The sequence below is a fragment of the Streptomyces sp. NRRL S-1022 genome (genome assembly GCF_000720135.1).
Taxonomy (GTDB): domain Bacteria; phylum Actinomycetota; class Actinomycetes; order Streptomycetales; family Streptomycetaceae; genus Streptomyces.
On the sequence record NZ_JOIU01000014.1, the window covers coordinates 152,048 to 175,941 of the forward strand.

Annotated in this window: 29 protein-coding genes and 1 pseudogene; 13 read left to right on the forward strand and 17 right to left on the reverse strand. The window is 71.9% G+C overall.

The genetic code is table 11. The features are described 5' to 3' along the window. Window positions 1-44: 44 nt before the first annotated feature. Both IG05_RS0120830 and IG05_RS0120835 read left to right on the forward strand, forming a co-directional pair. Window positions 45-320 (forward strand): hypothetical protein, encoded by a 276-nt coding sequence (locus IG05_RS0120830; protein WP_030344692.1) that lies wholly within the window; start codon window positions 45-47, stop codon window positions 318-320. After that, window positions 317-1,813 carry a cytochrome b gene (locus IG05_RS0120835; protein WP_078894357.1) on the forward strand — a complete coding sequence of 499 codons (1,497 nt, stop codon included), beginning with the start codon at window positions 317-319 and terminating at the stop codon, window positions 1,811-1,813. Before IG05_RS0120830 ends, IG05_RS0120835 begins: the two co-directional genes overlap by 4 nt. On the opposite strand, the gene IG05_RS0120840 is transcribed toward IG05_RS0120835, so the two are convergent. Together IG05_RS0120840 and ctaD are read right to left on the reverse strand one after the other, a co-directional pair. Continuing rightward, window positions 1,749-2,132 (reverse strand): cytochrome c oxidase subunit 4, encoded by a 384-nt coding sequence (locus IG05_RS0120840; RefSeq protein WP_030344695.1) that lies wholly within the window; start codon window positions 2,130-2,132, stop codon window positions 1,749-1,751. The two genes, IG05_RS0120835 and IG05_RS0120840, sit on opposite strands and share 65 nt — an antisense overlap. Continuing rightward, a complete protein-coding gene (gene ctaD / locus IG05_RS0120845; protein ID WP_078894359.1) occupies window positions 2,129-3,811 on the reverse strand; it encodes a cytochrome c oxidase subunit I in 1,683 nt (560 codons plus the stop codon). Before ctaD ends, IG05_RS0120840 begins: the two co-directional genes overlap by 4 nt. Before the next feature lie 96 nt (window positions 3,812-3,907). On the opposite strand from ctaD, the gene IG05_RS0120850 reads away from it, so the two are divergent. Further along, window positions 3,908-4,273: a DUF6479 family protein gene (locus IG05_RS0120850; protein ID WP_030344698.1), complete on the forward strand. Its 366-nt coding sequence runs from the start codon at window positions 3,908-3,910 to the stop codon at window positions 4,271-4,273. 127 nt (window positions 4,274-4,400) lie between these two features. Then, complete coding sequence (locus tag IG05_RS42405) at window positions 4,401-4,586, forward strand: hypothetical protein (RefSeq protein ID WP_037814315.1); 186 nt, start codon at window positions 4,401-4,403, stop codon at window positions 4,584-4,586. Between the two features lie 9 nt (window positions 4,587-4,595). On the opposite strand, the gene IG05_RS0120860 is transcribed toward IG05_RS42405, so the two are convergent. Together IG05_RS0120860 and IG05_RS0120865 are read right to left on the reverse strand one after the other, a co-directional pair. Continuing rightward, window positions 4,596-5,180 (reverse strand): isochorismatase family protein, encoded by a 585-nt coding sequence (locus tag IG05_RS0120860; protein ID WP_030344700.1) that lies wholly within the window; start codon window positions 5,178-5,180, stop codon window positions 4,596-4,598. 89 nt (window positions 5,181-5,269) lie between these two features. Then, window positions 5,270-5,707, reverse strand: coding sequence for a MarR family winged helix-turn-helix transcriptional regulator (locus IG05_RS0120865; protein WP_030344702.1), 438 nt, complete (start codon window positions 5,705-5,707; stop codon window positions 5,270-5,272). A 133-nt stretch (window positions 5,708-5,840) separates the two neighbouring features. Between IG05_RS0120865 and IG05_RS0120870 the strand changes: the two genes are divergently transcribed. From IG05_RS0120870 to IG05_RS0120885, 4 genes are all read left to right on the forward strand, one after another. Next, window positions 5,841-8,885, forward strand: coding sequence for an FAD-binding and (Fe-S)-binding domain-containing protein (locus tag IG05_RS0120870; protein WP_030344704.1), 3,045 nt, complete (start codon window positions 5,841-5,843; stop codon window positions 8,883-8,885). Between the two features lie 111 nt (window positions 8,886-8,996). Then, window positions 8,997-10,007 carry an SDR family oxidoreductase gene (locus IG05_RS0120875; protein ID WP_199808357.1) on the forward strand — a complete coding sequence of 337 codons (1,011 nt, stop codon included), beginning with the start codon at window positions 8,997-8,999 and terminating at the stop codon, window positions 10,005-10,007. Window positions 10,008-10,016: 9 nt separating this feature from the next. Continuing rightward, complete coding sequence (locus IG05_RS0120880) at window positions 10,017-10,532, forward strand: metallophosphoesterase family protein (RefSeq protein WP_030344707.1); 516 nt, start codon at window positions 10,017-10,019, stop codon at window positions 10,530-10,532. A gap of 7 nt (window positions 10,533-10,539) precedes the next feature. Beyond that, window positions 10,540-11,136 carry a GNAT family N-acetyltransferase gene (locus tag IG05_RS0120885; RefSeq protein ID WP_030344709.1) on the forward strand — a complete coding sequence of 199 codons (597 nt, stop codon included), beginning with the start codon at window positions 10,540-10,542 and terminating at the stop codon, window positions 11,134-11,136. A gap of 192 nt (window positions 11,137-11,328) precedes the next feature. Here IG05_RS0120885 and IG05_RS0120890 read toward each other — a convergent pair whose 3' ends face one another. After that, window positions 11,329-12,465, reverse strand: coding sequence for an XdhC family protein (locus IG05_RS0120890; RefSeq protein ID WP_030344710.1), 1,137 nt, complete (start codon window positions 12,463-12,465; stop codon window positions 11,329-11,331). 194 nt (window positions 12,466-12,659) lie between these two features. On the opposite strand from IG05_RS0120890, the gene IG05_RS0120895 reads away from it, so the two are divergent. From IG05_RS0120895 to IG05_RS0120905, 3 genes and pseudogenes are all read left to right on the forward strand, one after another. Next, window positions 12,660-14,654 carry an elongation factor G gene (locus IG05_RS0120895; protein ID WP_030344712.1) on the forward strand — a complete coding sequence of 665 codons (1,995 nt, stop codon included), beginning with the start codon at window positions 12,660-12,662 and terminating at the stop codon, window positions 14,652-14,654. A 61-nt stretch (window positions 14,655-14,715) separates the two neighbouring features. Then, a pseudogene (locus tag IG05_RS0120900) lies at window positions 14,716-15,282 on the forward strand (endoglycosylceramidase); the annotation flags it as partial. 446 nt (window positions 15,283-15,728) lie between these two features. Further along, window positions 15,729-15,962, forward strand: coding sequence for a helix-turn-helix domain-containing protein (locus tag IG05_RS0120905; RefSeq protein WP_030344716.1), 234 nt, complete (start codon window positions 15,729-15,731; stop codon window positions 15,960-15,962). 54 nt (window positions 15,963-16,016) lie between these two features. Here IG05_RS0120905 and IG05_RS50000 read toward each other — a convergent pair whose 3' ends face one another. The 4 genes from IG05_RS50000 to IG05_RS0120930 all read right to left on the reverse strand — a co-directional run bounded on the left by IG05_RS50000 (window position 16,017) and on the right by IG05_RS0120930 (window position 18,710). Then, a complete protein-coding gene (locus tag IG05_RS50000) occupies window positions 16,017-16,142 on the reverse strand; it encodes a hypothetical protein (protein ID WP_267883319.1) in 126 nt (41 codons plus the stop codon). Window positions 16,143-16,164: 22 nt separating this feature from the next. Further along, complete coding sequence (locus IG05_RS0120915; RefSeq protein ID WP_234335944.1) at window positions 16,165-16,689, reverse strand: glycine-rich domain-containing protein; 525 nt, start codon at window positions 16,687-16,689, stop codon at window positions 16,165-16,167. A gap of 326 nt (window positions 16,690-17,015) precedes the next feature. Then, window positions 17,016-17,330 (reverse strand): hypothetical protein, encoded by a 315-nt coding sequence (locus tag IG05_RS0120925; protein ID WP_037814321.1) that lies wholly within the window; start codon window positions 17,328-17,330, stop codon window positions 17,016-17,018. A gap of 174 nt (window positions 17,331-17,504) precedes the next feature. Next, window positions 17,505-18,710 carry a helix-turn-helix domain-containing protein gene (locus IG05_RS0120930; protein ID WP_030344721.1) on the reverse strand — a complete coding sequence of 402 codons (1,206 nt, stop codon included), beginning with the start codon at window positions 18,708-18,710 and terminating at the stop codon, window positions 17,505-17,507. Window positions 18,711-18,812: 102 nt separating this feature from the next. Here IG05_RS0120930 and IG05_RS47010 point away from each other — a divergent pair, with 102 nt between their 5' ends. Next, window positions 18,813-19,007 carry a hypothetical protein gene (locus IG05_RS47010; protein ID WP_107051392.1) on the forward strand — a complete coding sequence of 65 codons (195 nt, stop codon included), beginning with the start codon at window positions 18,813-18,815 and terminating at the stop codon, window positions 19,005-19,007. Window positions 19,008-19,031: 24 nt separating this feature from the next. Here IG05_RS47010 and IG05_RS42410 read toward each other — a convergent pair whose 3' ends face one another. Genes IG05_RS42410 through IG05_RS0120975 form a run of 8 tightly spaced genes read right to left on the reverse strand, consistent with a single transcriptional unit; the run spans window position 19,032 to window position 23,238 of the window. Continuing rightward, window positions 19,032-19,310 (reverse strand): hypothetical protein, encoded by a 279-nt coding sequence (locus IG05_RS42410; RefSeq protein WP_037814323.1) that lies wholly within the window; start codon window positions 19,308-19,310, stop codon window positions 19,032-19,034. Between the two features lie 5 nt (window positions 19,311-19,315). Further along, window positions 19,316-20,296 carry a hypothetical protein gene (locus tag IG05_RS0120945; protein WP_030344722.1) on the reverse strand — a complete coding sequence of 327 codons (981 nt, stop codon included), beginning with the start codon at window positions 20,294-20,296 and terminating at the stop codon, window positions 19,316-19,318. Between the two features lie 26 nt (window positions 20,297-20,322). After that, the gene (locus IG05_RS0120950) at window positions 20,323-20,769 is read right to left on the reverse strand and encodes a hypothetical protein (RefSeq protein WP_030344724.1); all 447 of its coding nucleotides are present in this window, start codon (window positions 20,767-20,769) and stop codon (window positions 20,323-20,325) included. A gap of 27 nt (window positions 20,770-20,796) precedes the next feature. After that, complete coding sequence (locus tag IG05_RS45495; RefSeq protein WP_234335950.1) at window positions 20,797-21,462, reverse strand: collagen-like protein; 666 nt, start codon at window positions 21,460-21,462, stop codon at window positions 20,797-20,799. Window positions 21,463-21,473: 11 nt separating this feature from the next. Next, window positions 21,474-21,764: a hypothetical protein gene (locus IG05_RS0120960; protein ID WP_030344727.1), complete on the reverse strand. Its 291-nt coding sequence runs from the start codon at window positions 21,762-21,764 to the stop codon at window positions 21,474-21,476. A 12-nt stretch (window positions 21,765-21,776) separates the two neighbouring features. Next, a complete protein-coding gene (locus IG05_RS0120965) occupies window positions 21,777-22,148 on the reverse strand; it encodes a hypothetical protein (protein WP_030344729.1) in 372 nt (123 codons plus the stop codon). Then, window positions 22,145-22,345, reverse strand: coding sequence for a hypothetical protein (locus tag IG05_RS42415; RefSeq protein WP_037814325.1), 201 nt, complete (start codon window positions 22,343-22,345; stop codon window positions 22,145-22,147). The genes IG05_RS0120965 and IG05_RS42415 overlap by 4 nt, the downstream gene beginning before the upstream one ends. Further along, window positions 22,342-23,238: a peptidoglycan-binding domain-containing protein gene (locus IG05_RS0120975; protein WP_030344731.1), complete on the reverse strand. Its 897-nt coding sequence runs from the start codon at window positions 23,236-23,238 to the stop codon at window positions 22,342-22,344. Before IG05_RS0120975 ends, IG05_RS42415 begins: the two co-directional genes overlap by 4 nt. 193 nt (window positions 23,239-23,431) lie before the next feature. Here IG05_RS0120975 and IG05_RS42420 point away from each other — a divergent pair, with 193 nt between their 5' ends. Next, window positions 23,432-23,875, forward strand: coding sequence for a helix-turn-helix domain-containing protein (locus IG05_RS42420; RefSeq protein WP_051790081.1), 444 nt, complete (start codon window positions 23,432-23,434; stop codon window positions 23,873-23,875). Window positions 23,876-23,894 lie beyond the last annotated feature (19 nt).

Sequence of the window (23,894 nt, forward strand, 5' to 3'; positions counted from 1 at the left end):
CCTGGGGAGGCGTGCTCCGGCGCCCGTGCCTAAGGTCGGTTGATGTGGCACACACCTTCGAGGAACTGGTGCAGAAGCAGCGCGCGGCCGAAGCGGCCCGCGCCATGGTCGAGGAACTGCGCGACACCTACGGCCCGCCGGCCGAGCGGCGGATGACGGGCGCCCAGTCGGGCACCTACGAGACCGCCCTGCGCGCCTGGCGGGACCTGGCCCGTGACGTGCAGACCGCGGTGAGCGAGTACGCCAAGGAGACCGGCCGGCCGCGCGGCGAGGTCGAAACCGAGGTGGCCCGGGCCGCCGCGTCCCAGGACGACCGGTGAGGATCGGCGGCGCCCGCCGCGCCGAGCGCGCCGCCACGGCCCTGGACGCCCGGCTGCCGCTCACCGAGGGCGGCTCGCTGCTGCGCAAGGCGTTCCCGGAGCACTGGTCCTTCCTGCTCGGCGAACTCGCCCTGTACAGCCTGCTGGTGCTGGTCCTGACCGGGGTGTGGCTCACCCTGTTCTTCCAGCCGGAGATGCGCGAGGTCGTGTACGCCGGGTCCTACGGGCCGCTGCGCGGGGTGCGCATGTCGGCGGCCTTCGACTCCACCCTGCGCCTCAGCTTCGACGTGCGCGGCGGCCTGCTGATGCGGCAGACCCACCACTGGGCCGCGCTGGTCTTCATCGCCGCGATCGGCCTGCACATGCTGCGGATCTTCTTCACCGGCGCGTTCCGCCGGCCCCGCGAGCTGAACTGGGTGATCGGCCTGACCCTGTTCGTGGCGTCCCTCGCCGAGGGATTCGCCGGCTACTCGCTCCCCGACGACCTGCTCTCCGGCACCGGGCTGCGCATCGCCCAGGGCATCATGCTGTCCCTCCCGGTGGTCGGCACCTACGTGGCCTTCTTCGCGTTCGGCGGCCAGTACCCGGGCCACGACATCATCACCCGGCTGTACCCGCTGCACATCCTGCTGCTGCCCGGCCTGCTCATCGGCCTGGTCACCGTGCACCTGATCCTGGTGTTCCACCTCAAGCACACCCAGTGGCGCGGCCCCGGCCGCTCGAACCGCAACGTCGTCGGCAAGCCGCTGGTCCCGCAGTTCTCCGCCTCCTCCGCGGGCCTGTCCCTCGCCGTCTTCGGCGTCCTGGTGCTGCTCGCCGGCCTCGCCCAGGTCAACCCCGTCTGGAAGTACGGTCCCTACCGCCCCGACCAGGCCTCCACGGCCTCCCAGCCCGACTGGTACGTCGGCTTCCTGGAGGGCGCGCTGCGCCTGGTGCCCCCCTGGGAGACGAACGTCGCCGGGCACACGTTCATGTGGAACGTGCTGCTGCCGGCCGTCGTCCTGCCCACGCTGCTGTTCGCCGTGCTCTACGCCTACCCGTTCGTGGAGCAGCGCCTGACCGGGGAGTGGCGGCACGAGCGGCACCTGTGCGACCGGCCGCGCGAGCGTCCGGTGCGCACCGGCCTCGGCGTGGCGGGCACGGTGTTCTACGGCGTGCTGGTGATCGCCGGCGGCAACGACGTCATCGCCCAGACCTTCCGCGTCTCCGTCGACGGCATCACCTGGGTGCTGCGCACCGGGCTGATCGTGGCGCCCGTCCTGGCGTTCCTGGTGACCCGGTGGGTGTGCCGGGCCCTGACCGAGGCGGAACGGGAGCGGCTCGACGAGGGGGTGCCGACCGGTGAGATCCGGCAGACCGTCAGCGGCGGCTACGAATCCGGCCACGAGCCCGTCACGTCGTTCCGGCCGGGTGCCCCGCGCCGGCCCCTCACCGGTGCGCGTACTGGAACACCATCCCGAAGACCCCGCGAGCCAGGATCCCGAGACCGATGAGGAACAGCCACAGCCCGAAGACCACACCGCTCGCCGTGACCGCGAAACCGAGCGCGGTGACGATCGGCCAGCCGCTCTCGTCGGGGAAGAACGCCACCAGCCCGGCCGCGTCCACCACCTCGGCCTTCGTGCGGTCCTGCGCGCGGCTGCCCCGGCGCCGGTACTGGATCAGGCAGAAGAAGGCGACGAGCGCCGCCATGGCGCACGCCACGACCAGTGCGACCGTGCCGGTCTCGTCCTGCGACCACACCCCGTACAGGGCGGCGGAGCCGCCGAAGAAGAACGCCACCCCGCCGAACAGCAACGCCTCCGTCCTCACCGGATCAGCTCCTCCCCGGGCGGCTGCCCGGTCTCCGGGTGGTGCAGGTCGAAGGCGGGCGACTCGGAGCGGATGCGGGGCAGGGCCACGAAGTTGTGCCGCGGCGGCGGACACGCCGTCGCCCATTCCAGGCCGCGTCCCCACCCCCACGGATCGTCCAGCGTGACCCGCTCGCCCCGGACGGCCGTGCGCCAGACGTTGTACAGGAACGGCAGTGTGGAGACGCCGAGCAGCAGCGCGCCCACCGAGGAGAGGGTGTTCAGCAGGGTGAAGCCGTCCGCCGGGAGATAGTCCGCGTACCGGCGGGGCATCCCCTGCTCGCCGAGCCAGTGCTGCACCAGGAAGGTCAGCTGGAAACCCGGGAACAGCAGCCAGAAGTGGATCTTGCCGAGCCGTTCGTCCAGCATCCTGCCGGTGAACTTCGGCCACCAGAAGTAGAACCCGGCGAACATCGCGAACACCACCGTGCCGAACAGCACGTAGTGCAGGTGCGCCACGATGAAGTAGGTGTCGGTGAGGTGGAAGTCCAGCGGAGGCGAGGCGATCAGCACCCCGCTCAGCCCGCCCAGCAGGAACGACACCAGGAAGCCCAGGGACCACAGCATGGGTGTCTCGAACGAGACCGACCCGTGGACCATGGTCCCGATCCACGCGAAGAACTTGATGCCCGTGGGCACCGCGATCAGGAACGACATGACGGAGAAGAACGGCAGCAGCACCGCCCCGGTGGCGAACATGTGGTGTGCCCACACCACCGCGGACAGCATGGTGATCGAGGTCGTCGCCCCGATCATCGGCAGGTACCCGAACAGCGGCTTGCGGGAGAACACCGGGATGATCTCGGAGATGATCCCGAAGAACGGCAGCGCCACGATGTAGACCTCGGGGTGCCCGAAGAACCAGAACAGGTGCTGCCACAACAGCGCCCCTCCGTTCGCCGCGTCGAAGACGTGCGCACCGAACTTGCGGTCCGCCTCCAGTGCCAGCAGCGCGGCGGTGAGCACCGGGAACGCGGGCAGGATCAGGATCGAGGTGAACAGCACGTTCCAGGTGAACATGGGCATCCGGAACATCGTCAGGCCCGGGGCGCGCAGGGTCAGGATCGTGGTGATGAAGTTGACCGCGGTCAGGGTGGTGGACACACCGCTCACCACCAGGCCCATCGCCCACAGGTCGCCGCCCGCGCCGGGGGAGAAGTAGGAGCTGTTCAGCGGCGCGTACGCGAACCAGCCGAACGCGGCCGCACCCCCCGGCACCAGGAACCCGGACACCACCATCAGCCCGCCGAACAGGTACATCCAGTACGACAGGGCGTTCAGCCGGGGCAGGGCCAGGTCCGGGGCGCCGATCTGCAGCGGCATCACCGCGTTCGCGAAGCCGGCGAACATCGGGGTCGCGAACAGCAGCATCATGATCGTGCCGTGGATCGTGAAGAACTCGTCGTAACCCTGTTTGCTCAGCAACTGCAGCCCGGGCCGGGCGAGTTCGGCGCGCATGGCCAGCGCAAGCAGTCCGGCCAGCAGGAAGAAGCAGAACGCCGTGACCATGTAGAGCCGGCCGATCACCTTGTGGTCGGTCGTGGTGGCCCAGCGCAGCAGAGCGCGGCCGGGGCGCGGGGCGGGGGCCGTGTAACGCGTGACGATCTCGAACGTTTCCGGCACATCTGGCAGATCGGTCATCCCGGGCGAGGTTACTCGCGGTGACCGAGGGGCCGGTCGCGCCACGCCCTGCACACAGCCGGTCGTATCCGCCGCTCTGGCGGGTACCCGGCGGTCATGAACTCTGCCATGTACCAAGCGGCCACCGGCGCTCAGGTGTTCGGATACGTCCTGATCCTGCTCGCCGGGCTGGCCTGCGTCGCGGGACTCATCTACGCCTTCCGGCTGGGCGCCAAGGTGCGGGACAGGGAATCGGCGCCGCCGCGCCCCGAGGAGCAGCCCCGGCTGCCGGCGTCCGGGCCGGTCCACGAGACCCGTGAGGTCCGGGAGCCCGACGAGGTGCCGCGCGCGGCCGACGGCGAGCGCCTGACCCCCCACCAGCTCGGCAACGTCCGCAGCAAGCGCGCCGACGACCAGCGCCGCCCCCGCTGGTCGCCCGGTTCCAGCGGGTCCTTCGGCGGGGGCGGCGGCGGCCGTACCTGAGCCGCCGCGGGCCGGGCCCGTGTTTGCGGGCCCGGCCGCCCGGGGACCCGGCGGGCACAGACGCACAGCCCCGGGCCCCGGCGGACCCGGCGAACGGCTCCCCCAGCGGGCGGAGCACAGAAGGAAGATGAACGACGTGACCGCGCATGCCAGCGAGAAACCGGCCATACCCTACGCGGAGACGGGCTGGGCCGCCGCCCACCGCCTGCGGAACCGGGGAGTGCGCACCTGCGTGCCCGCCGTCCTGGACCGCTCCTCGGTGCAGCGGCAGGGCCCGGACGCCGAGGACAACATCGTGCGCGGCGAGGACTGACCCCGGCGCTCAGTCGCGGGTCTTGGCGAGCAGCTCCAGGATCTCCGCGGTCGTGCCGGTCTCACCGAGCCGCGGGAAGATCCGCTCGACGCTGTTGGCGTGCGCCTCGGCGTCGGCGTCCGCCATGGCGTCCGTGGCGAGCGTGACGTGGTAGCCGTGCGCGTAGGCGTCCCGGGCGGTGGACTCCACACCGATGCTGGTGGCGATCCCGGCCAGCACGATCTGCGTGACGCCCCGGCGGCGCAGCTGGACGTCCAGGTCGGTGCCGTGGAAGGCGCTCCAGTTGTGCTTGGTGACCCGGACGTCACCGGCGTGCCCGGACAGTTCGCCGACGACGACGTCCCAGCCCTCGGGGAAGGCGAGCCCGCGCGGCCCCCGCTCGGTGCGGCCGGGCACGGCGTCCGCCCCGTCGGGCGCGAAGGAGACCCGGACCAGGACCACGGGCAGCCCGTGGGAGCGGAAGGCGTCGGCGAGACCGGCCGTGCGGGCGACGACCTCCGGGCCCGGGTACGGCTGGGTGGGCATGGCGACGATGCCGTTCTGGAGGTCGATCGCGACGAGGGCGGTGCGGGGGTCGAGCGTGGTGAGCGACATGGGTCGGTCGGACCTTTCGGAAATCCTGGGATCAGGGGGATGAGCCGGCCCGGGGGCCGGGGGACCGGGCCGGGCGGCGGGCCTCGGTGTCACGGCCGGGACAGCCGCTCCATCAGCTCCAGCGCCGTCAGGACCGTCCGCCGCTCCTCCTCGGTGTAGCGGTCCTGGAAGGCGCGGGCCAGCCACTCCTCGCGCACCTGCCGGTTCCCCTCGATGCGGGCCCGGCCGCCGTCGGTCAGCGTGACCAGCTGGCGGCGGCCGTCGTCGGGGTCGGGGGTGCGGCGGATCAGCCCGTGCTGCTCCAGGGCGGCCAGCGTGGCCGCCATGGACTGCGGACGCACCCCCTCGGCGGCGGCGAGCGCGCTGGCCGTGGCCGCTCCGTGCTTGCCGACCAGGGTGAGCGCCGACTCCTGCGAGGGGCTGAGGTCGGCGTCCTGCGCCACCTCGCGGATGCGGCGCCGGAGCCTGCTGAAGACCACGCGCAGCTCGCGCGCGGCGCGGGCGGCGGAGTCGGAGATGTCGGCCATGCCGTCAGGCTATGACCGACAGCCGAAACTGTCCAGCCCAGGCTGTTCAGTTTTGCCTGCTCTTTTGCCGGGGTACTCGCGGCCGCGGACACAACGGCACGGCGGTGAACCCGACCGACTCAAGGGAGCGCAGATGACCCCTCCGGACATGTCCGGCCTGGAGGCGGCACTCCGGGCCGAGGTGGACGGCGAAGTCCGCTTCGACGCGGGCAGCCGCGGCGCCTATGCCACGGACGGTTCGAACTACCGGCAGGTCCCGCTGGGCGTCGTCGTGCCCCGCACCGTGGGCGCGGGCGCCCGCGCGGTGGCGGTGTGCGCACGCTTCGACGCCCCCGTCCTCTCCCGGGGCGGCGGTACGAGCCTCGCCGGGCAGTCCACGAACACCGCCGTGGTGATCGACTGGAGCAAGTACTGCACCGGGGTGATCTCCGTCGACCCCGAACGGCGCACCTGCGTGGTGGAGCCCGGCATCGTCCTGGACGAGCTGAACCGGCACCTCGCCCGCCACCGGCTCCAGTTCGGCCCGAAGCCGTCCACCCACAGCCACTGCGCGCTCGGCGGCATGATCGGCAACAACTCCTGCGGCTCCTCCGCCCAGGCCTACGGCAAGACCGTCGACAACGTCCGGCGCCTGGAGATCCTCACCTACGACGGGCAGCGCGCCTGGGTCGGCCCCACCCCGCCCGACGAGCGCGCCCGGATCATCGCGGGCGGCGGCCGGCTCGCCGAGATCTACGCCGGCCTCGACCGCATCGCCACCGAGTACCTGGCCGACATCCGCCGCGGCTACCCCAAGATCCCCCGCCGCGTCTCCGGCTACAACCTCGACTCCCTGCTGCCCGAGAACGGTTTCGACGTCGCCAAGGCCCTCGTCGGCAGCGAGGGCACCCTGGTCACCGTGCTGCGCGCCGAGCTCGACCTCGTGCCCGTGCCGCCGTACAAGTCCCTGCTCGTCCTCGGCTACGACGACATCTGCGCCGCCGGCGACGACGTCTCCCGCCTGCTGGAGCACTGCTCGCCCAGCCAGCTGGAGGCCCTGGACGGGCGCATGGCCCAGCTGATGCGCGAGGAGGGCGCCTACCTGGAGTCCCTCGCCGTACTGCCCGAGGGTGACAGCTGGCTGCTGGTGCAGTTCAGCGGCGACAGCCAGGAGGAAGCCGACGCCCAGGCGCACGCGCTGCTGCGCTCCGTCGGCCGCGGCGAGAAGGACGGAGACGTCGCCTTCTCCGACGACCCCGCGCGCGAGGAGAAGATGCTCAAGGCCCGCGAGGCCGGCCTCGGCGTCACCGCCCGCCCGCCGGACGACCGGGAGACCTGGGAGGGCTGGGAGGACTCCGCCGTACCGCCCGAACGCCTCGGGGACTACCTGCGCGACCTCAAGCAGCTGTTCCAGGAGTTCGGCTACGACCACCCCTCCCTGTACGGCCACTTCGGGCAGGGCTGCGTCCACACCCGCATCCCGTTCGGGCTGCGCACCGCCGAGGGCGTGGCCGGCTTCCGGCGCTTCCTGGAACGCGCCGCCGACCTCGTCTCCTCCTACGGCGGCTCCCTCTCCGGCGAGCACGGGGACGGCCAGTCCCGCGGCGAGCTGCTCACCCGGATGTTCGGGGAACGGCTCGTCACCGCGTTCGGCGAGCTGAAGGCGCTGTTCGACCCCGGCAACCGGATGAACCCCGGCAAGATCGTCCACCCCCACCCGGTCGACGGGCAGCTGCGGCTCGGCCCGACCTGGCGCCCGGACACCCCGGCGACCCACTTCGGCTACCCCGAGGACGACCACTCCTTCAACCGGGCGGTGATGCGCTGCGTCGGCATCGGCAACTGCCGCGGCCACTCCGGCGGCGTCATGTGCCCCTCGTACCGGGCCACCCTGGAGGAGGAACACTCCACGCGCGGCCGGGCCAGGCTGCTGTTCGAGATGCTCGACGGGCACGCCGACTCCGCGATCGAGGACGGCTGGCGCTCCACCGCCGTGCACGACGCGCTCGACCTCTGCCTGGCCTGCAAGGGCTGCAAGTCCGACTGCCCGACCGGCGTCGACATGGCCACCCTGAAGGCCGAGTTCATGTCCCACCACTACGAGGGACGGCTGCGTCCCATGGCCCACTACTCCATGGGCTGGCTGCCCCTGTGGGCCCGGCTGTCCCGGACCGCTCCGTCCCTGGTCAACTCGGCGCTCCACGCGCCCGGCCTCGCGCGCCTGGGCAAGCGGCTGGCCGGGATCGACGAGGCCCGCCCGGCACCGGTGTTCGCCGAGGAGTCCTTCCTCCAGTGGTGGCGGGCGCGTAGCCGGGAGGAGCCCGACCCGGCCGACCCGCGCACCGTCGTGCTGTGGCCCGACACCTTCAGCACCTACTTCCACCCGTCCATCGCCCGCTCGGCCGTCCGGGTCCTTCAGGACGCCGGCTTCCGGGTCGCCGTCCCCACCCGGCCGGTGTGCTGCGGCCTCACCTGGATCTCCACCGGCCAACTGCCCACCGCCAAACGAGTGCTGCGCCGCACCCTCGACGTCCTGCGCCCCTACCTGGAGGCCGGCACGCCGGTCATCGGCCTGGAACCCTCCTGCACGGCCGTCTTCCGCTCCGACGCCCCCGAGCTGCTGCCCGGCGACCAGGACGTGCAGCGGCTCGCCGCACAGACCCGCACCTTCGCCGAACAGCTCGTCCACCACGCCCCCGACGACTGGCGGCCCCCGCAGCTCGCCCGGCAGGCGACCGTGCAGACCCACTGCCACCAGCACGCCGTCATGAAGTTCGACGCCGACCGCGAACTGATGCGCCGGGCCCACCTCGACGCCGACGTCCTCGACGAGGGCTGCTGCGGCCTGGCCGGCAACTTCGGCTTCGAACGCGGCCACCACGAGGTGTCCATGGCCGTCGCCGAACAGGGCGTCCTGCCCGCCGTCCGCGGCGCCGCACCGGACAGCCTGGTCCTCGCCGACGGCTTCAGCTGCCGCACCCAGATCGAACAGGGCGGCACCGGCCGCCGCGCCCTGCACCTCGCCGAGGTCCTCGCACTCGCCCTCGACGGCAACCTCCCCGGCGACCGCCCCGAGCGGCTGGCCGACCGCCCCGCCGAGCCGTCCCGTACGGCCCGCTGGGCGACGACCGCCGCCGTGGCCGCCGTCGCCCTGGGCGCCGCGGGCGCCGCGGGCGGGCTGCGGCGGCTGCGGAGGTGACCCCGAGCGACCAGCCGGCCCCCGTACAGGAGCGGGCGGCACCGTACCGGGCGCAGTGAGCCGGAACCGCGTTCCGCGACCGCGTCCGAGACCGCAGAAAAGGAGATGAGCATGTCCCCGACCGTCGTCATCACCGGTGCGAGCGCCGGCATCGGCCGCGCCACCGCCCGCCTCTACGCCCGGCGCGGCGCCGACGTCGTCCTGGTCGCGCGAGGCGAGGGCGGCCTGGCGGCGGCGGCCGACGAGGTCGCGGCGCTCGGCGGACGCCCCCTGGTGCAGCCCGCCGACGTCGCCGACCCGGCCCAGACGGAGGCCGTCGCCGAGGCCGCGGAGAAGGAGTTCGGCCCGATCGACGTCTGGATCAACTGCGCCTTCTCCAGCGTCTTCGCGCCCTTCGAGGAGATCACCCCCGAGGAGTACCGGCGGACCACCGAGGTCACCTACCTCGGTTTCGTCAACGGCACCCGCTCGGCCCTCACGCGCATGCTGCCCCGCGACCGGGGCACGATCGTGCAGGTCGGCTCCGCGCTCGGGGAACGGTCGATCCCGCTGCAGTCCGCGTACTGCGGCGCCAAGCACGCCATCAACGGCTTCACCTCCTCGCTGCGCACCGAACTGCTGCACCGGGGCAGCGGTGTGCGCGTCACCGTCGCCCAGATGCCCGCGGTCAACACCCCCCAGTTCGAATGGGTCCGCTCCCGGCTGTCCAAGCACCCGATGCCGGTCCCGCCCATCTACCAGCCCGAGGTGGCCGCGCGGGGCGTGGTCTACGCCGCCGACCACCCGGGCCGCAAGCAGTACTACATCGGCGCCACCACCGTGGCCACCATCTGGGCCAACCGGTTCGTCCCGGCCCTCCTCGACCGTTACCTGGCCCGCACCGGCTTCGACTCCCAGCAGACCGACAGCGTCGCGCCCACCGGCCTGGACAACCTCTTCACGCCGGTCGACCGGGACCCCGCCGAGGACCAGGGCGCGCACGGCTCCTTCGACGACAGCGCGCACGCCCGCTCCTGGCAGGAGACCCTGGTCCGGCATCCCGCCGTCACCGTCCTGGGTGCGGGCGCCGCCGCGCTGGGCGCCGTTCGCGGCTACCGCCGCCTCGCCTCCCGGGCCGCCTAGGCTGACGGTGTGCGCCTCCTGCTGATGTCCGACACGCATCTGCCCAAGCGGGCCAAGCGGCTCCCCGAGCAACTGCTCGCCGAACTCCCGCACGCGGACGTGGTGTTCCACGCCGGGGACTGGGTGGACACCGCCACCCTCGACCTGCTGGAGAGCCGCAGCCGCCGGCTGGTCGGCGTGTACGGCAACAACGACGGCCCCGCTCTGCGGGCCCGGCTGCCCGAGGTGGCGTACGCCGAACTGGGCGGCCTGCGTTTCGGCGTCGTCCACGAGACCGGGCCCGCCCAGGGCCGCGAGGCCCGCTGCGCCGCGCGCTTCCCGGACCTGGACGTGCTGGTCTTCGGGCACAGCCACATCCCGTGGGACACCACGGCCCCCACCGGGCTGCGCCTGCTCAACCCCGGTTCCCCGACCGACCGCCGCCGCCAGCCCCACTGCACCTACCTGACGGCGACCGTCGCCGGCGGAGCGCTCACGGACCTGACCCTGCACCGCCTGCCGCAGCGGGGACGGGCCGTGGCATGATCACCGGGTGACTCGCCGAACCGGCATACCCGCCGTCGTACCCGCCGGCCGGCTCGCCGCCGGAGCGCAGCCCGTGCTGCCGCTGCCCGGCGGCCTCGAACTGCGGCCCTGGCGCCTGGACGACGCCGACGCCGACGCCCTGCACACCGCGGGGCGGGACCCGGCGATCAGCCACTGGAACCTCTTCTCCGTGGGCAGCCGTGCCGAGGCCCGCGCCCGGATCGAGCGCCTGCACGCGCGTCGGCGGGACGAGACGGGGGCGATCTGGGCCATCGCCCCGCACGACGGCGCCGCGGTCGGGCTCGCCGGTCTCAACGACGTCGAGCTGGCCGCCGGCAGCGCCGAGATCGTCTACTGGGTGCTGCCCGGGGCGCGCGGCGGCGGCCTCGCGGTCGCGGCGGTCCGGCGGCTCGGCCACTGGGCCCTGGCCGGCCTGGGCCTGCACCGGCTGGTCCTGTGCCACTCGACGGCCAACCCCGCCTCCTGCCGGGTGGCCGAGAAGGCCGGCTTCACCTTCGAGGGCACCCAGCGCAGCGCCCTGCTGCACACCGACGGCTGGCACGACCAGCACCTGCACGCACGGATCGCCGGAGACCCCGGGTAGCCCGGGCTGCCCCCGGCGGCGCGCGGTGGGTTCCGCCTCACGGGCCGGGCCGACCGGCCGATCGAGCCCCCGCCCCGGCCCGCACTCCCGCCGTGGCCCCGCTCACGGCGACGTTCGCCGTGACGCGGGCACCGGCGCGCCCGGAGCGGATCCTCGCCGGCCACCGCGCCGGGGCCGGCTGGGGCACCCGTCTCAACCGGTGGTCCGCCGAGCGCCCGAGGCGTCCGACCGCCCGCGCGGATGGATCGCGCCGCCCGTCTCGCTGAGCGGCGCCCCGCTGCCGCCCCACCGCAGCGCCACGATCTCCGCCGCCACCGACACCGCCACCTCCTCCGGCGTACGGGCGCCGAGGTCCAGGCCGACTGGGGAGCGCAGGCGGGACAGTTCCTCGTCGGTGAGTCCGGACTCGGCCAGGCGGCGCAGCCGGTCGTCGTGGGTGCGCCGGCTGCCCATCGCCCCGATGTACGCGGCCGGCCGGCGCAGCGCCTCCCGCAGCACCGGCACGTCGAACTTCGGGTCGTGGGTCAGGACACAGATCACCGTCCGCCCGTCGGTGTGCGTGCCGCGCAGATACCGGTGCGGCCAGTCCACGACGACCTCCACGCCCGCCGGGAACCGCCGGGGGGTGGCGAACACCGGCCGGGCGTCGCACACGGTCACCCGGTAGCCGAGGAAGTCCCCGAGCCGGGCCACGGCCGCGGCGTAGTCGATGGCGCCGAACACCAGCATGCGCGGCGGTGGCGCGAAGGAGTGCAGGAACACCGTGACGGTGTCCTCGCGCCGTTCCCCGTGCGGCCCGTAGTGCCGCAGGCCGGTCGCGCCGAGGGCGAGTCCGCCGCGCGCGTCGGCGGCGACGGCCGCGTCGAGCCCCCGCGTGCCCAGGCTGCCGGCGGCCGTCCGCGGCCACACCGCCAGGGTGGCGCCGCGCGGTGCCGGCCCGTCGACCACGGTCGCCGCGGTCACCGGCTCCCCGCCCGCGACGGACGCGGCGACCGCGCCGAACACCGGATCCCGGGCCGGGGTCACCGGCCGGACCAGGACGGTGATCTCGCCGCCGCAGGTGAGCCCGACCGCGAAGGCGTCCTCGTCGCTGTAGCCGAACGTCTCCAGCCGGACCGCGCCGGTCTCCACCACCTCCTGGGCCAGCTCGAACACCGCGCCCTCCACACAGCCGCCGGAGACGCCGCCGACCACCTCGCCGTCCGGGCCGACCGCCAGCGCGGCGCCCGGCCCGCAGGGCGCGCTGCGGCTGACCGAGACGACCGTGGCCAGCCCGAACGGCACCCGGGCGGCGTACCACCGGTCCAGCACCGCGAGAATCTCACGCATCGTCCGCTCCTCGGCTCACCCGTCACGGCCGCACCCGGCACGGTATTGGTTGAACGTTAATCCGTTGGCGGTGCCGTCGCCGTTCTGCTGCACTGCACCGGTCGAGTTCCCGAGCCCGCCAGGAGAGATCATGCGCGCACCGTTCATGTCCAGCCCGGAAGGAATCGCCCACTCTCTCAAGGACATGACACTTCGTGCCTCTGCTCAATCTGGGAATCCTGGCCCATGTCGACGCGGGTAAGACGAGCCTGACCGAACGGCTCCTGCACACCGCCGGAGTGATCGACGAGGTCGGCAGCGTCGACGCCGGCAGCACCACCACCGACACCCTCGCGCTGGAGCGGCAGCGCGGCATCACCATCAAGTCCGCCGTCGTGTCGTTCCCGCTCGACGGCGTCACCGTCAACCTCATCGACACCCCCGGCCACCCCGACTTCATCGCCGAGGTGGAGCGGGTGCTCGGCGTGCTCGACGGTGCCGTCCTGGTCGTCTCCGCCGTGGAGGGCGTCCAGGCGCAGACCCGGGTGCTGATGCGCACCCTGCGCCGGCTGCGCATCCCGACGCTCGTCTTCGTCAACAAGATCGACCGGCGCGGCGCCCGGGACACCGCCGTGCTCCGCCAGATGGACCGGCGGCTGGCCGTAGCGCTCGTCCCGATGGGCACGGCCGCGGGGCTCGGCACGCGTGCCGCCCGCTTCCGTCCCGGACTCGGCCCGGCCGCGCTGGAGGTCCTGGCGGACCGGGACGACGGCCTGCTCGCCGCCTACCTCGACGGCGGCGTCACCGAGGGCCGGCTGCGCCGCGCCCTCGCCGCCCAGACCCGGAGCGCGTCCGTCCACCCGGTGTACTTCGGCTCCGCCGTCACCGGCGCCGGCGTGCCCGAACTGATCACCGGCATCGAACGGCTGCTGCCCACGGCGGCCGGGGACCCGGACGGCCCCCTGTCGGGCACGGTCTTCAAGATCGAGCGCGGTCCGGCGGGGGAGAAGGCGGCCTACGCCCGCCTCTTCTCCGGCACCCTGCGCGTCCGCGACCGGATCACGTTCGGGGACGGCCGCCGGGGCGCCGGCGAGGCGGGACGCGTGACCGCGCTGAACGTCTTCGAGCACGGCACGGACACCCGCGCGGACGGCGCCGGCGCGGGCCGGATCGTCAAGGTGTGGGGCCTCGGCGGCATCCGGATCGGCGACCCGCTCGGCGTCCGGGACCGGCCGTACGAGCACCACTTCGCGCCGCCCACCCTGGAGACGGTCGTCGTCCCCGGCCCCGGCACGGACCGGCGCTCGCTGCACCTCGCGCTCACCCAGCTCGCCGAGCAGGACCCGCTCATCGGCGTCCGCCACGACGAGCTGCGCGGGGAGACCTCGGTGTCGCTCTACGGCGAGGTGCAGAAGGAGGTCGTCCAGGCCACCCTCGCCGACGAGTACGGCCTGGCCGTCGGCTTCCGCGAGACGACGACCCTGTGCGTGGAACGCCCGGTCGGCAGCGGGCACGCCGTCGAGTTCGACAAGAAGGACGGCAACCCCTTCCTCGCCACCGTCGGCCTGCGCGTCGACCCCGCCCCGCCCGGCGCGGGCATCGCCTTCCGGCGCGAGGTGGAGCTGGGCTCGATGCCGTACGCCTTCTTCAAGGCCGTCGGGGACACCGTCCGGGAGACGCTCGGCCAGGGACTGCACGGCTGGCAGGTCACCGACTGTACGGTCACCATGACCCACTCGGGCTACTCGCCCCGGCAGAGCCACGCCCACCAGCGCTTCGACAAGAGCATGTCGAGCACCGGCTACGACTTCCGGGGCCTGACCCCGCTGGTGCTGACCGAGGCGCTGCGCCGGGCCGGCACCCTGGTGCACGAGCCGGTGCACCGCTTCCGGCTGGAGGCGCCGGCCGACACGCTCGGTGCGCTGCTGCCGGTGCTGGCCCGGCTCGGCGCGGTACCGGAGAGCAGCGGCACGCACGCCGCGGTCTGCGTGCTGGAGGGCGTCGTCCCGGCCGCCCGGGTGCACGCGCTGGAACAGCGGCTGCCGGGGCCGACCCGGGGCGAGGGCGAGCTGGAGACGGCCTTCGACCACTACGCGCCGGTGACCCGCGGCCCGGTCCCCGAGCGGCCGCGCACCGACCACAACCCGCTGAACCGGAAGGAGTACCTGCTGGGTTTCACGCGCCGCGTCGGCGGGGGAGCTGACCGGTAGTCAACTTACTTGAGAGTCAGAACTATTGACGCTGCCCGGACCTGGCCGGACCGTGGTGGGCATGCCGAATTCCCGGGTACGTCTGCTGGCCGTGCTGGTCGTCCTCAGCGGATCCCTGGCGGTGGCGGGAGTCCCGCCCGCCACCGCCGCCACCCCTTCCGACTCCCTCTGGTTCGACGGCACCGCGCTGACCGTGCGGGACGGCCGGTTCACCGACGGCCAGGGCCGCGAGACCGTGCTGCGCGGCTACAACGTCTCCGGCGAGACCAAACTGGAGGAGAACGGCGGCCTGCCCTTCGCCTCGGCCGCCGACGCCCGCAAGGCCGCGGCCGCGCTGCGCGCCCTCGGTGGCGGCAACGCGGTCCGCTTCCTGCTCTCCTGGGCGCACGCCGAACCCGTGCGCGGCCAGGTGGACACCGCCTACCTGGCCGCCGCCACCGAGCAGATCCGGGCCTTCCTGGACGCGGGCATCCGGGTCTACCCCGACTTCCACCAGGACCTCCACTCCCGGTACCTGTTCGACACCGGCAGCTGGTACACCGGCGACGGCGCCCCCGAGTGGGCCGTGCAAGCCGGGAGTTACCCCAAGGAGTCCTGCGGCATCTGCCTCTTCTGGGGGCACAAAGTGGGTTACCCCTGCATGTCGACCGATCCGTTGGTGATCTCGTCAACCAGGGAGAGAGTGTCGTCGAGCCGGGTGCGCAGTCGCTCGATGATGAGGATGAGGCCGGCCGCCGGCAGCTGGGCCAGGTCTTCGGCGCGGGCGTACTCAAGGTCTCGCCGGGCGTAGTCGATGCGGGCGCGCTGGAGGTCGGTGAGGGTTCCCGGGTGGGTGCCGGGTGGCTCATCGGTCATGCGGGCCTCGCTGTGTGTGCTGGTGGGGCGGTCTGACGTTTTGTTGAATGGTGCACGCAAATGGTTGACCTGCGGCTTCCCCGTTGACAATAGGTGAAATGTCACGTCCCTCGAACGAGTGTTTTAATCTCGCAGGGGTTGCGTGTTGGCCGAAAGCCGCACTCACGATGTACCAACGATGGTACAGACAATGATCAAGATGTTGACCAGCGTGTATGCGTGCCATCTGACCCCCTGCCCGACTGGGTGCTCACCCGCCGCCGGGCCATCGGGGACGCTATCCGCGCAGCTCGCGGCGCCCGCAAGTTATCCCAGGAGAAGCTCGGCGAGCTGACAGGCCTCGACCGCAAGACGATCAACCGGATCGAGCAAGGCGCCCACTCCGCACTGCTGGACCACCTGCTGCTCATTGCCGACGCACTCGACACGCCCCTCGCCGACCTCGTCCGCTGAACGCACGAGACCCGGCCGGCAACGTCCACCGGCCGGGCCGTGCGCTTGGTGCTGTCAGTCCTTCGACGGGACGATGAACGCCCGCCGCGGCTGCGGCTCCGGGTCACGCGAGCCGGGCTGCTGCGCGCGCCTCCACGCCGCCACCAGGTCCGCGTACCGCGGATCGATCCACTCGGACATGCGGCCTCCTTTCACAGGGAGGCTAGGCCACGCCGGGCTTCTTGGGGATGAGGACGATCGGGCCGCTGTCGTCCGAGTGCTGGCACTTCGCCGCGACCGACACCAGGGACTCGTCGGCCGGCGCCACCCACAGCTCCGGGTCGGTGGTCCAGCCCAGCCTCTCGATCGCCGTGCGGGTCCGGTCGATGACCGACGTGTCCCAGTTCTCCGGGCCGTAGCCCGGGGTGTGGTGCACGAATCGGCCGCCGAGCCGCTGGCACAGGTCGGCGTACATCGCGGTGTGCACGATGAGGGCGTGCCAGCCCTCGTCCACGATCCGCGACGGGACCAGCCCGGCGCCCGGATGGGCCGAGCAGGCGGCGACGAACTTCAGTGCCTCCTCCACGATCCGGCCGGCCAGCTCCGCCGGCACGTCCGGGCTGGAGTCCATCACCGTGCGCCGGCAGCTCTCGAACTGCGCGTCGGTTACGAGCATCCGCGCGAACGCCGCCGGCGGCTTCGGGTCGACGGGGCCACCGTCCGGGGTGGGGCCGGGAGGTACTGTCATGAGTGATCTCCTTCGCTGGTAGCGGATGGGGACACGCGCCCGGGCCGGTCGTCTTTGCGGGATGTCGGTCCGGGCGCCGACTGTGGAACTATGTGGGGTCCGCCGCCGGGACGGGGGGCTCCGGCGGCGGACCTTGCGGCCTCCCCTCCGAGGGGGTCGGCGAGGCCGCGGTTCGAGAGGGCGTCAACGCTGCTTCGGGTAGGTCTGCCGCGGCGCAGGCCGGCACGGTATGGGGCAGACGTACACCGTGCCGCTCACGCCGCTGCCCGTCTCGACGGTGACCGTCTCGGGCGTGCCCTGGATCGGCTGCTCACAGCGAGCGCACATCATCGGCGGGCGTCCCGTACGAGTCGCACGAGGGCCAGGCCGGTCGGACACTGGGTGTGGTCAATGACGCACGGCTCGCACTTCGCGGAATGGTCCTGCAGTTCGGCGAGCGCGTAGCGCTGGGTGCACGCCTTGCAGGCGCGGAGGAACAGGGTGGTGGCGTCGCTGTCCTGGTGCTCGCCGAGGTCGATGGCTGTCGTCGCCTTGAGCGGGCTGTGGGTGCCGTCCCAGAGGCAGGCCGCGCCCCGGCGCTGTTCGGCGGTGAGGCCGTTCAGGTCGGGCAGGGGCAGCAGGTCGGCGACGGCGGTGGGCACGGTGGGCTCCTCGGGCTGCTGGCGGTGCGGCGCCGCCCGCTGCCTGGCGGGGGTTGGGCGGCGCCGCCTCATCTGCCATCACGCTATGTGTGAGCGTGATCACAGCCCAGTGACTTAAGCCACCAGTCACATCGTCAATTCTCCCTCATCTAGGACGGGTTGTCCTACCGCGCTTCACAGTGTCGGGTCGACACCGAGCCGCGCGGCGAGCGAGCGCAGCGGGGTGTTGCGGCGGCGCTCCGCTTCGAGCATCTCCCGCACAGTGGCAGTGGCCAAAGCCTGCAGTTTGATCCACTCCGGCTGGTCCTCCTCCACCTCCAGCAGCGTCGCCAGCGCGCCCTCGCTGTCGCCGGTCTGGTACTGCGCCTGCGCAATGTCGACGCGGTACGCAGCCGAGTGCACCGGCCGGGTGATCTCCCCGAGGCGGACGTCTTGGGCGAATTCCAGGGCTTTCTCTGGTCGGTTCTCCGACCCGGCGAGCGCCACGTTGACTTTCTGTGTGCGCACGTCGACCACGCTGAAGGCCGTGCCGTAGGCCCGCACGGGGCCCGAGCGGACGGCGGCAGCCTCGGCCCCGGACAGCAGCTCTATGGCCCGTTCGTGGTCATCACGGCGCGCGGCCGGCGTCGCCGCGGCCACCAACAGGTTGCCGTACACCGCAAACTGCGCTGGCGTCCCCCGCAGAAAGCTGGGCTCCAGCGCCTCCGCCTTCCGCACCGCGATGTCCTGCGCCTGCTCCCAACGCCCCTGCCGCAGCAACACCCACGACAGCGTGCTGACGCCCATGCCCTCCATCAGCGGATCCGACGCCCGGGCCGCGGCCGACAGTTGCTTCTCCACCGCGGTGTAGGCCCAGTCCGGGTGGCCGGCCTGCGTGGCCAGGCACGCGGCTAGCTGGTAGGCGAGCGCGAGCTGCTGCCACACGCGTTCCGTCGGCGTCTGGCGGGCGACCGCGCGGCCATCGCGGAGGAGTAACGGCAGAGCCCCGGACAGATCCGAGTACTGGCCCCGCCAGTACTGGGACGTCGCGGCTTTGACGCTGGCGCCCCAGGTCTCTTCGCTCGGCGGGTCCTCCAGGTCGTCGTCCATTGGGACGCCAGGCAGGGCGCCGATGTCCTGGATTGCGTCGCGGAGCGCGATCAGCCCGCCATCGTCCTGGAGTTGCTGGGTCATGGTGGGCTGTCCTACCAGGCGCTCAAGCTGGACATCGAGGGCGCGAGCGAGCGCGCGGAGTGTGGTGATGCGGGCGGACTGTCGGACGCCTTGTTCGAGCTTGCGGATGGTGTCGACGTGGACGTCGGCTCGGGTGGCGAGCTGCTCTTGGGTGAGGTCGCGGAATTCGCGCAGGGAGCGGATGCGGTCGCCGATCGTTGTGGTCATGTGTACCCCCGCCAGAAGGTATGTGTGGGTCCACCGTACTGCGGTGCAGATCTGACGGGATCGGGATGACTCCGACGGAGGAGGGCCCGATAGGCTGGGACCATGTCCCCCTCTTCTCGGCCCTCGGGCCCGGTGCGCTCTGCCGCCGACGAGATCAACGAGGAGATCCGCCGCCTCTGGACCGGGCCGGGCGCGCATCCAACGCTGCCGCTGTCACCGGCGCAGCGGGCCCGGTATCAGCACCTGCTGGCAGAACTGCGACGAGTGGAGGGCGAGGGCGTCACCACGGCCGCGTAGCGGCGACCAGGGCCCGCCGCCGTGTCACCTTTCCTTGATCGTGAGAAAGATCGACCGCTCATCGATCAACCCCCCACCAGTGACGATCTGGCAGACCACCGAGTAGACGCCATCGACGGTCCCGCCCGACACTCGCTGGGTCACGGTGGTGTCGCCCACGATCGGCGCGCCGACGGCCGTAAGCCCGGCCGGCACGGTGACCGTCGCAGAACTGATGGTGTCGGCGACCTCGGCCAGCCACGCCGACCAGTCCCAGCTGTAGTCCAACTTTGACGCTGGGTCTTTGATGAAGCTGTCGGACATACGGGCTACCTCACTGTCAGGGTGCGGTGCTCGGCCGGCACGGCGAGCCGGCGGCGCTCGGCGGGGATCCTGTAGGTGCGCTCCGGGCTGGGGGCCGTGCTGCCGATGGACGGGATGGTGAGCGGTCGCGCCGTGTCGACCTCCAGCGCGGTCGGCAGAACTGCCGCCTTGACCCCAGTGAGAGGGAGCGCGGTCTCTACTGTGCCGGCCGTCGGCAGTGCTGCCGTGACGGTCGCGGTGAGCGACTGCGCGGACTCGACGGCACCCGCAGTACTGAGCGTTGCCGTCTTGGTACCGGCGAGGGCCTGAGCGGTGCTCTGCTCGACAGCCGGCGTGAGGACAGCGGACTTGGTTCCGGTGAGCGGCTGCGCTGATTCTGTGGCCCCAGCCACGCCTAGGGCGGCCGTCTTCGTCCCCGTGAGCGGCTGGGCGGTCTCGGTACTGCTGGCGATGGGGAGGGTCGCGCCAGCGGTGATGTCTGCGGCGGCGAAGTCGTCATAACGGACACCGTTGGTCGAGTCGGAGCGGATGCCGACGCTGGTGCCCGTCGTGACCGCGGTGTTGACGACCGAGACGCGCTGGATGCCGTTGACATACGCCGTGATGGTCGAGCCGACCGCCTGGACTTTCGCGACGTCACCAGGCGCAGCGGCTGCGGCATAGGTGCCGATGACGGTGAAGGAGCCGCCGACGACGCTGAACAAGTCCCAGCTGCTTCCGTTGTTCCGCCACAGGTAGCCGCTGGAGATGTTGGAGTTGCCGCGGATCCACACGCCCTGGCTCGCCGCGGTGGTGGCAGCGATCGTCACCTGAGCGAAGTGATCGCTGCTGTCCATCGCGGTGGCGGCGCGCAGGATGATCGTGCCGCCCGCCGCGCCCGGGCTGAGCTGCTGAGAGATGATCGACCAGTCGCCGCTCACCTCAACCCACGAGCTGCCAAGGTCAGTCGAGTCGGCGCGGTTGAAGCTATCGCTGAAGATCGCCACGGCATACTCCCCAGGGCCTCTCGCTCCTAGGCGGAGGAGCTGGACCGGAAGAAGTCCGCAATGCCGAGCGTGAACGAATTGCCGTCAGGCGTCCAGGTCAGATCATGCTTGGTCAGCGGAATCAGGTCGGCGTCGGTGCCAGTGGTGGTGTCCGGGTCGTAGCAGATCACGACCGCCCCGACCGGATTGCCGGTCGGCGATGTCCAGGTGACGTCGGCGGCGTCGATCGCAATGCGGTCGTTGGTGTCGTCAACGGTGACCGTGACCGACGTCAAGGCCTTCCGCCCGACGGTGGTCTGCTCGTTGGTGGTACCGGCGACCACTGCGGCGAAGTCGTCCTTGTCGCGCAGGACCGAGTCCGCTTCCAGCCCGCTCGCCTCCAGGGCGATCAAGACGAGGCCGTCGTTGGCGGCGGGCAGTGAGGCGTAATAACCGACCTTGCCGAGGGCGATGTTGAAGGTGATGGTGGCCATGCTGTATCACTCCGTTCTCGCACGTCGTTACACGTACAGGCGGCGCTGGGGGTCGAGGGCTGCGGCGGCCTGCGGCGACGGTGAGTCGCTGCCGCCCGGGTCGGGGGCACCGTCGCGGCGGCACACCAGCGCGTCGGGGTCGTCGGGAGGGGGCTGCTGGGAGTAGCCGTCGGGGCAGGCGGGCCCGGCGGGCCCCGTCGGCCCGCGCTCTCCCTGCGGTCCCTGCTCGCCGCGCGGGCCGGCTGGCCCCGGATCGCCCTGCGGTCCTTGAGGCCCGGCCGGTCCCGCCGGTCCTGCCGCGCCGGCGGGCCCGGCCGCGCCGGGCCGCCCGCTCGGGCCCGGACTGCCCTGCACGCCCGGCGTGCCGTTCTTCCCGTTCCTGCCAGGAGAGCCGGACGGCCCTGGGTCTCCCGGTGCCCCGGCTGGCCCCGGCCGGCCATCTGCTCCCCGTGGACCGGTGACGCTCTTGCCCGGCTCACCGCGGGACCCGGGCGGCCCGGCGACTGGCTGCTCGCCGAGCTGCTGGACCTGGCGGGCGAGGGCATCCCTGGCTTCGTTGGCTGTGTGCAGTTCGTCGGTGAGGGACTGGACGCTCAGCATGATCCACGCGAGGGCTCCACCGAGCGCCAGCGCTACTGCCACGACCAGCACGTCGCCGCGGCGGCCACGGCGTTCCTCCGCTCGGATCTGCACCCGGCTCACAGTCAGGTCCCCCTGGTGAGCAAGATGATGACGGGGAGGAGGATCCCAACGAGCGGCACGATCACCGCACCGATCAGCCACCTGCGGGTGGCGATCAGCTTCTCGGTGTCCTTCTCCCGCAGCGTCTCCAACGTCCCTACTCGCGCCGTGAGTGCTTCATGACGTAGGTCGTAGATCCGCTGGTCGACCTTCTCGTCCATGCGGCGGCCGAGCTGCTGGATGTCGTCGCGGACATCGGTGAATCGCTCGTCGAAGCGCCTGACGACTTCACCCAGCGTCGGCTCATCCGGCATGCGGGTCTCCGATCAGGCGGCCTTGATCAGGCTGGACTGTTCGATCCGAAGGGATGCGATCGGGGCGGTGACCTGCGGGCGGACGACGAACAGTGCGAGGGCGCCTTCGATGGCGAACATCCACAGGGACTGCTGCTCGGCGCTCATGTGGAGGCCGAAGCCCATGAAGAGTGCGAGCGCGGCCTGCGCCAGGTTCACGAGGGCGGCGAATGCCGCGCCGGTGTGGAGGATGAGCGCCTCGGCCACGGCGACGCAGCAGGACAAGAACGCCATGATGCAGGCCTGCTGCGCGGTGGATACGTCGAGCCCGTAGGCGGCGCTGAGCTTGAGGGCGACGGCGATGAACGCCAGGATCGTCGCCGGTTCACGTCCGAAGATTCTCATGATTCTGCTTCCTGTTCGGCGCGTGCGGCACCAGCGGCCGTCACGTGCTGGGCGATGAGTGCGTAGATGGACATGAAGGCGACCCAGAGGATGCTGTTCCGCCAGAGCAGGACGGTGGGCACGGTCAGGAGAGCCCACAGCGCAGCAAGGCTGTAGTGGATGACGACCTTGCGGTGCGCGGGTTGGGCGCCGCTCATGCCGTCACCGTGAAGCCATGACGGGCGGCGAGGCGGCGCAGGGATGCGGCGCCGGGAATACCGTCGGCGTCGGAGCCGACGTAGCCGCCGCCGGCCGGGGAGCGTTGCCAGCGGGCGTATGCGGCGATGGTCTTCGTCCCGAAGCTGCCGTCGACCCACTGTGCGGCGAGCAGGCCTTCGGCCTTGAGGGCGCGTTCGACGATGAGGACTTCGTCCTTGTGGCTGGTGTGACCCTGGGCGGCGGCGGGGTCGTGCTTGGCGGCGTACACGATGTGCGCCAGCGACACCTTCGGCTTCGCAGGCGGCTTGGCCGGTGCGGCAGGGAAGGCGGGCCAGCTGAGCGGGTCGTCGTGCTTGTTCTCGGGGGTGCCCTTGTGGGGGTACCAGCCGCTCTGGGTCTCCCACGTGTGCTCGTCCCGGGTGCAGTTCTCCGGGCGACCGTTCGGCCACGCGTTCGCCACACCCCAGCTGTGCACCCAGGCGTGCAGTTCCTCCCAGCCCTTGCACGGGGTGTCGACCAGCCGCGGGTACACCTGCTTGCCCACCCGGCAGTAGGGGAAGAAGAGCGCCTCCACCTGGATGACCACCGAGCCTGCGCGGTTGGTGCGGGTGCCGCCGGCCTGGTCAACGAGCGACTTCGAGCGGGAGTTGGCCGGGACGAACTGGGTGAAGCGGCCGCCGAAGGGATCCCAGAGGATGTGCGGTGCGACGCCCTTGCCGCTGCCGGAGAAGTAGGAGCGCAGGTCCTCGTAGGGGACGAGGTCGGCGGGCTTGGCGGCGGTGGCGTTGCGGTCCCAGGTGATGTGGCTCACCGCCTTGGCGGGGCCGCCGTCGGTGGGGGCGTGGTCGCCTATGTCGAGCCGGGTGGCGCCCGGCATCCAGAGGTCGGGCATGTGTCCTCCCAGAGGGTTGCTCTCCTTGGAATCGTAGCCCGCAACGCCTCTTCTACCTACGATTCGTAGGCTACAGTTCGGGATGGCTCTTCCGCTCAGAGGGCCTGCGGCAGGGATGTGTCCGTGCGGGTCGCGTCCCTGCCGCTGCAAATCCCGCACCCCACCCGCACGAACCCGCACTGGAGCAACGCCCATGACTGACTCACAGGTCGCTCCCGCCGTCACGGCGCCCACGAGCGAGGCCATCATCAGCGCCAACGTGCGCCGCCTCCGTAAGACGCTGAACCTCACGCAGACCGCCTTGGCTGAACGGGTCACCGCAGCGGGGATTCCCTTTGGGGACATGGCCGTCTGGGGCGTCGAGAATGGCAAGCGGCGCATCAACGTGGACGACCTCTACGCGCTCGCCCACGCACTCCAGACGACGCCGCGAGAACTGCTCAGCGCCGAACCCGAGGCGCTGAGCGAGTCTCTGGTCTACGAGGTTCGGTTCGACGGGGGATCCGTGGAACGCGTGAGCGCCGACCGCGTGGAGACCGACGAGCATGGCTGGCTGAACTTCTACGAGGGTGAGCACCGCGTGCTCTTCGCCTCCGTGGCGCGCGTCCTCTGCGTGCGAGTGCAGGGCACGGCATGAGCGGCGTCTGCGCGGCGCT

Bases quoted from the DNA above. Each gene is read 5' to 3' on its own strand.
- ctaD (WP_078894359.1), bottom strand. From the start codon at position 3,811: ATGACCGATCTGCCAGATGTGCCGGAAACGTTCGAGATCGTCACGCGT.
- IG05_RS0120850 (WP_030344698.1), top strand. From the start codon at position 3,908: ATGAACTCTGCCATGTACCAAGCGGCCACCGGCGCTCAGGTGTTCGGA.
- IG05_RS42405 (WP_037814315.1), top strand. From the start codon at position 4,401: ATGAACGACGTGACCGCGCATGCCAGCGAGAAACCGGCCATACCCTAC.
- IG05_RS0120860 (WP_030344700.1), bottom strand. From the start codon at position 5,180: ATGTCGCTCACCACGCTCGACCCCCGCACCGCCCTCGTCGCGATCGAC.
- IG05_RS0120865 (WP_030344702.1), bottom strand. From the start codon at position 5,707: ATGGCCGACATCTCCGACTCCGCCGCCCGCGCCGCGCGCGAGCTGCGC.
- IG05_RS0120870 (WP_030344704.1), top strand. From the start codon at position 5,841: ATGACCCCTCCGGACATGTCCGGCCTGGAGGCGGCACTCCGGGCCGAG.
- IG05_RS0120875 (WP_199808357.1), top strand. From the start codon at position 8,997: ATGTCCCCGACCGTCGTCATCACCGGTGCGAGCGCCGGCATCGGCCGC.
- IG05_RS0120890 (WP_030344710.1), bottom strand. From the start codon at position 12,465: ATGCGTGAGATTCTCGCGGTGCTGGACCGGTGGTACGCCGCCCGGGTG.
- IG05_RS50000 (WP_267883319.1), bottom strand. From the start codon at position 16,142: ATGTCCGAGTGGATCGATCCGCGGTACGCGGACCTGGTGGCGGCGTGG.
- IG05_RS0120915 (WP_234335944.1), bottom strand. From the start codon at position 16,689: ATGACAGTACCTCCCGGCCCCACCCCGGACGGTGGCCCCGTCGACCCG.
- IG05_RS0120930 (WP_030344721.1), bottom strand. From the start codon at position 18,710: ATGACCACAACGATCGGCGACCGCATCCGCTCCCTGCGCGAATTCCGC.
- IG05_RS47010 (WP_107051392.1), top strand. From the start codon at position 18,813: ATGTCCCCCTCTTCTCGGCCCTCGGGCCCGGTGCGCTCTGCCGCCGAC.
- IG05_RS42410 (WP_037814323.1), bottom strand. From the start codon at position 19,310: ATGTCCGACAGCTTCATCAAAGACCCAGCGTCAAAGTTGGACTACAGC.
- IG05_RS0120950 (WP_030344724.1), bottom strand. From the start codon at position 20,769: ATGGCCACCATCACCTTCAACATCGCCCTCGGCAAGGTCGGTTATTAC.
- IG05_RS0120960 (WP_030344727.1), bottom strand. From the start codon at position 21,764: ATGCCGGATGAGCCGACGCTGGGTGAAGTCGTCAGGCGCTTCGACGAG.
- IG05_RS0120965 (WP_030344729.1), bottom strand. From the start codon at position 22,148: ATGAGAATCTTCGGACGTGAACCGGCGACGATCCTGGCGTTCATCGCC.
- IG05_RS42415 (WP_037814325.1), bottom strand. From the start codon at position 22,345: ATGAGCGGCGCCCAACCCGCGCACCGCAAGGTCGTCATCCACTACAGC.
- IG05_RS0120975 (WP_030344731.1), bottom strand. From the start codon at position 23,238: ATGCCCGACCTCTGGATGCCGGGCGCCACCCGGCTCGACATAGGCGAC.
- IG05_RS42420 (WP_051790081.1), top strand. From the start codon at position 23,432: ATGACTGACTCACAGGTCGCTCCCGCCGTCACGGCGCCCACGAGCGAG.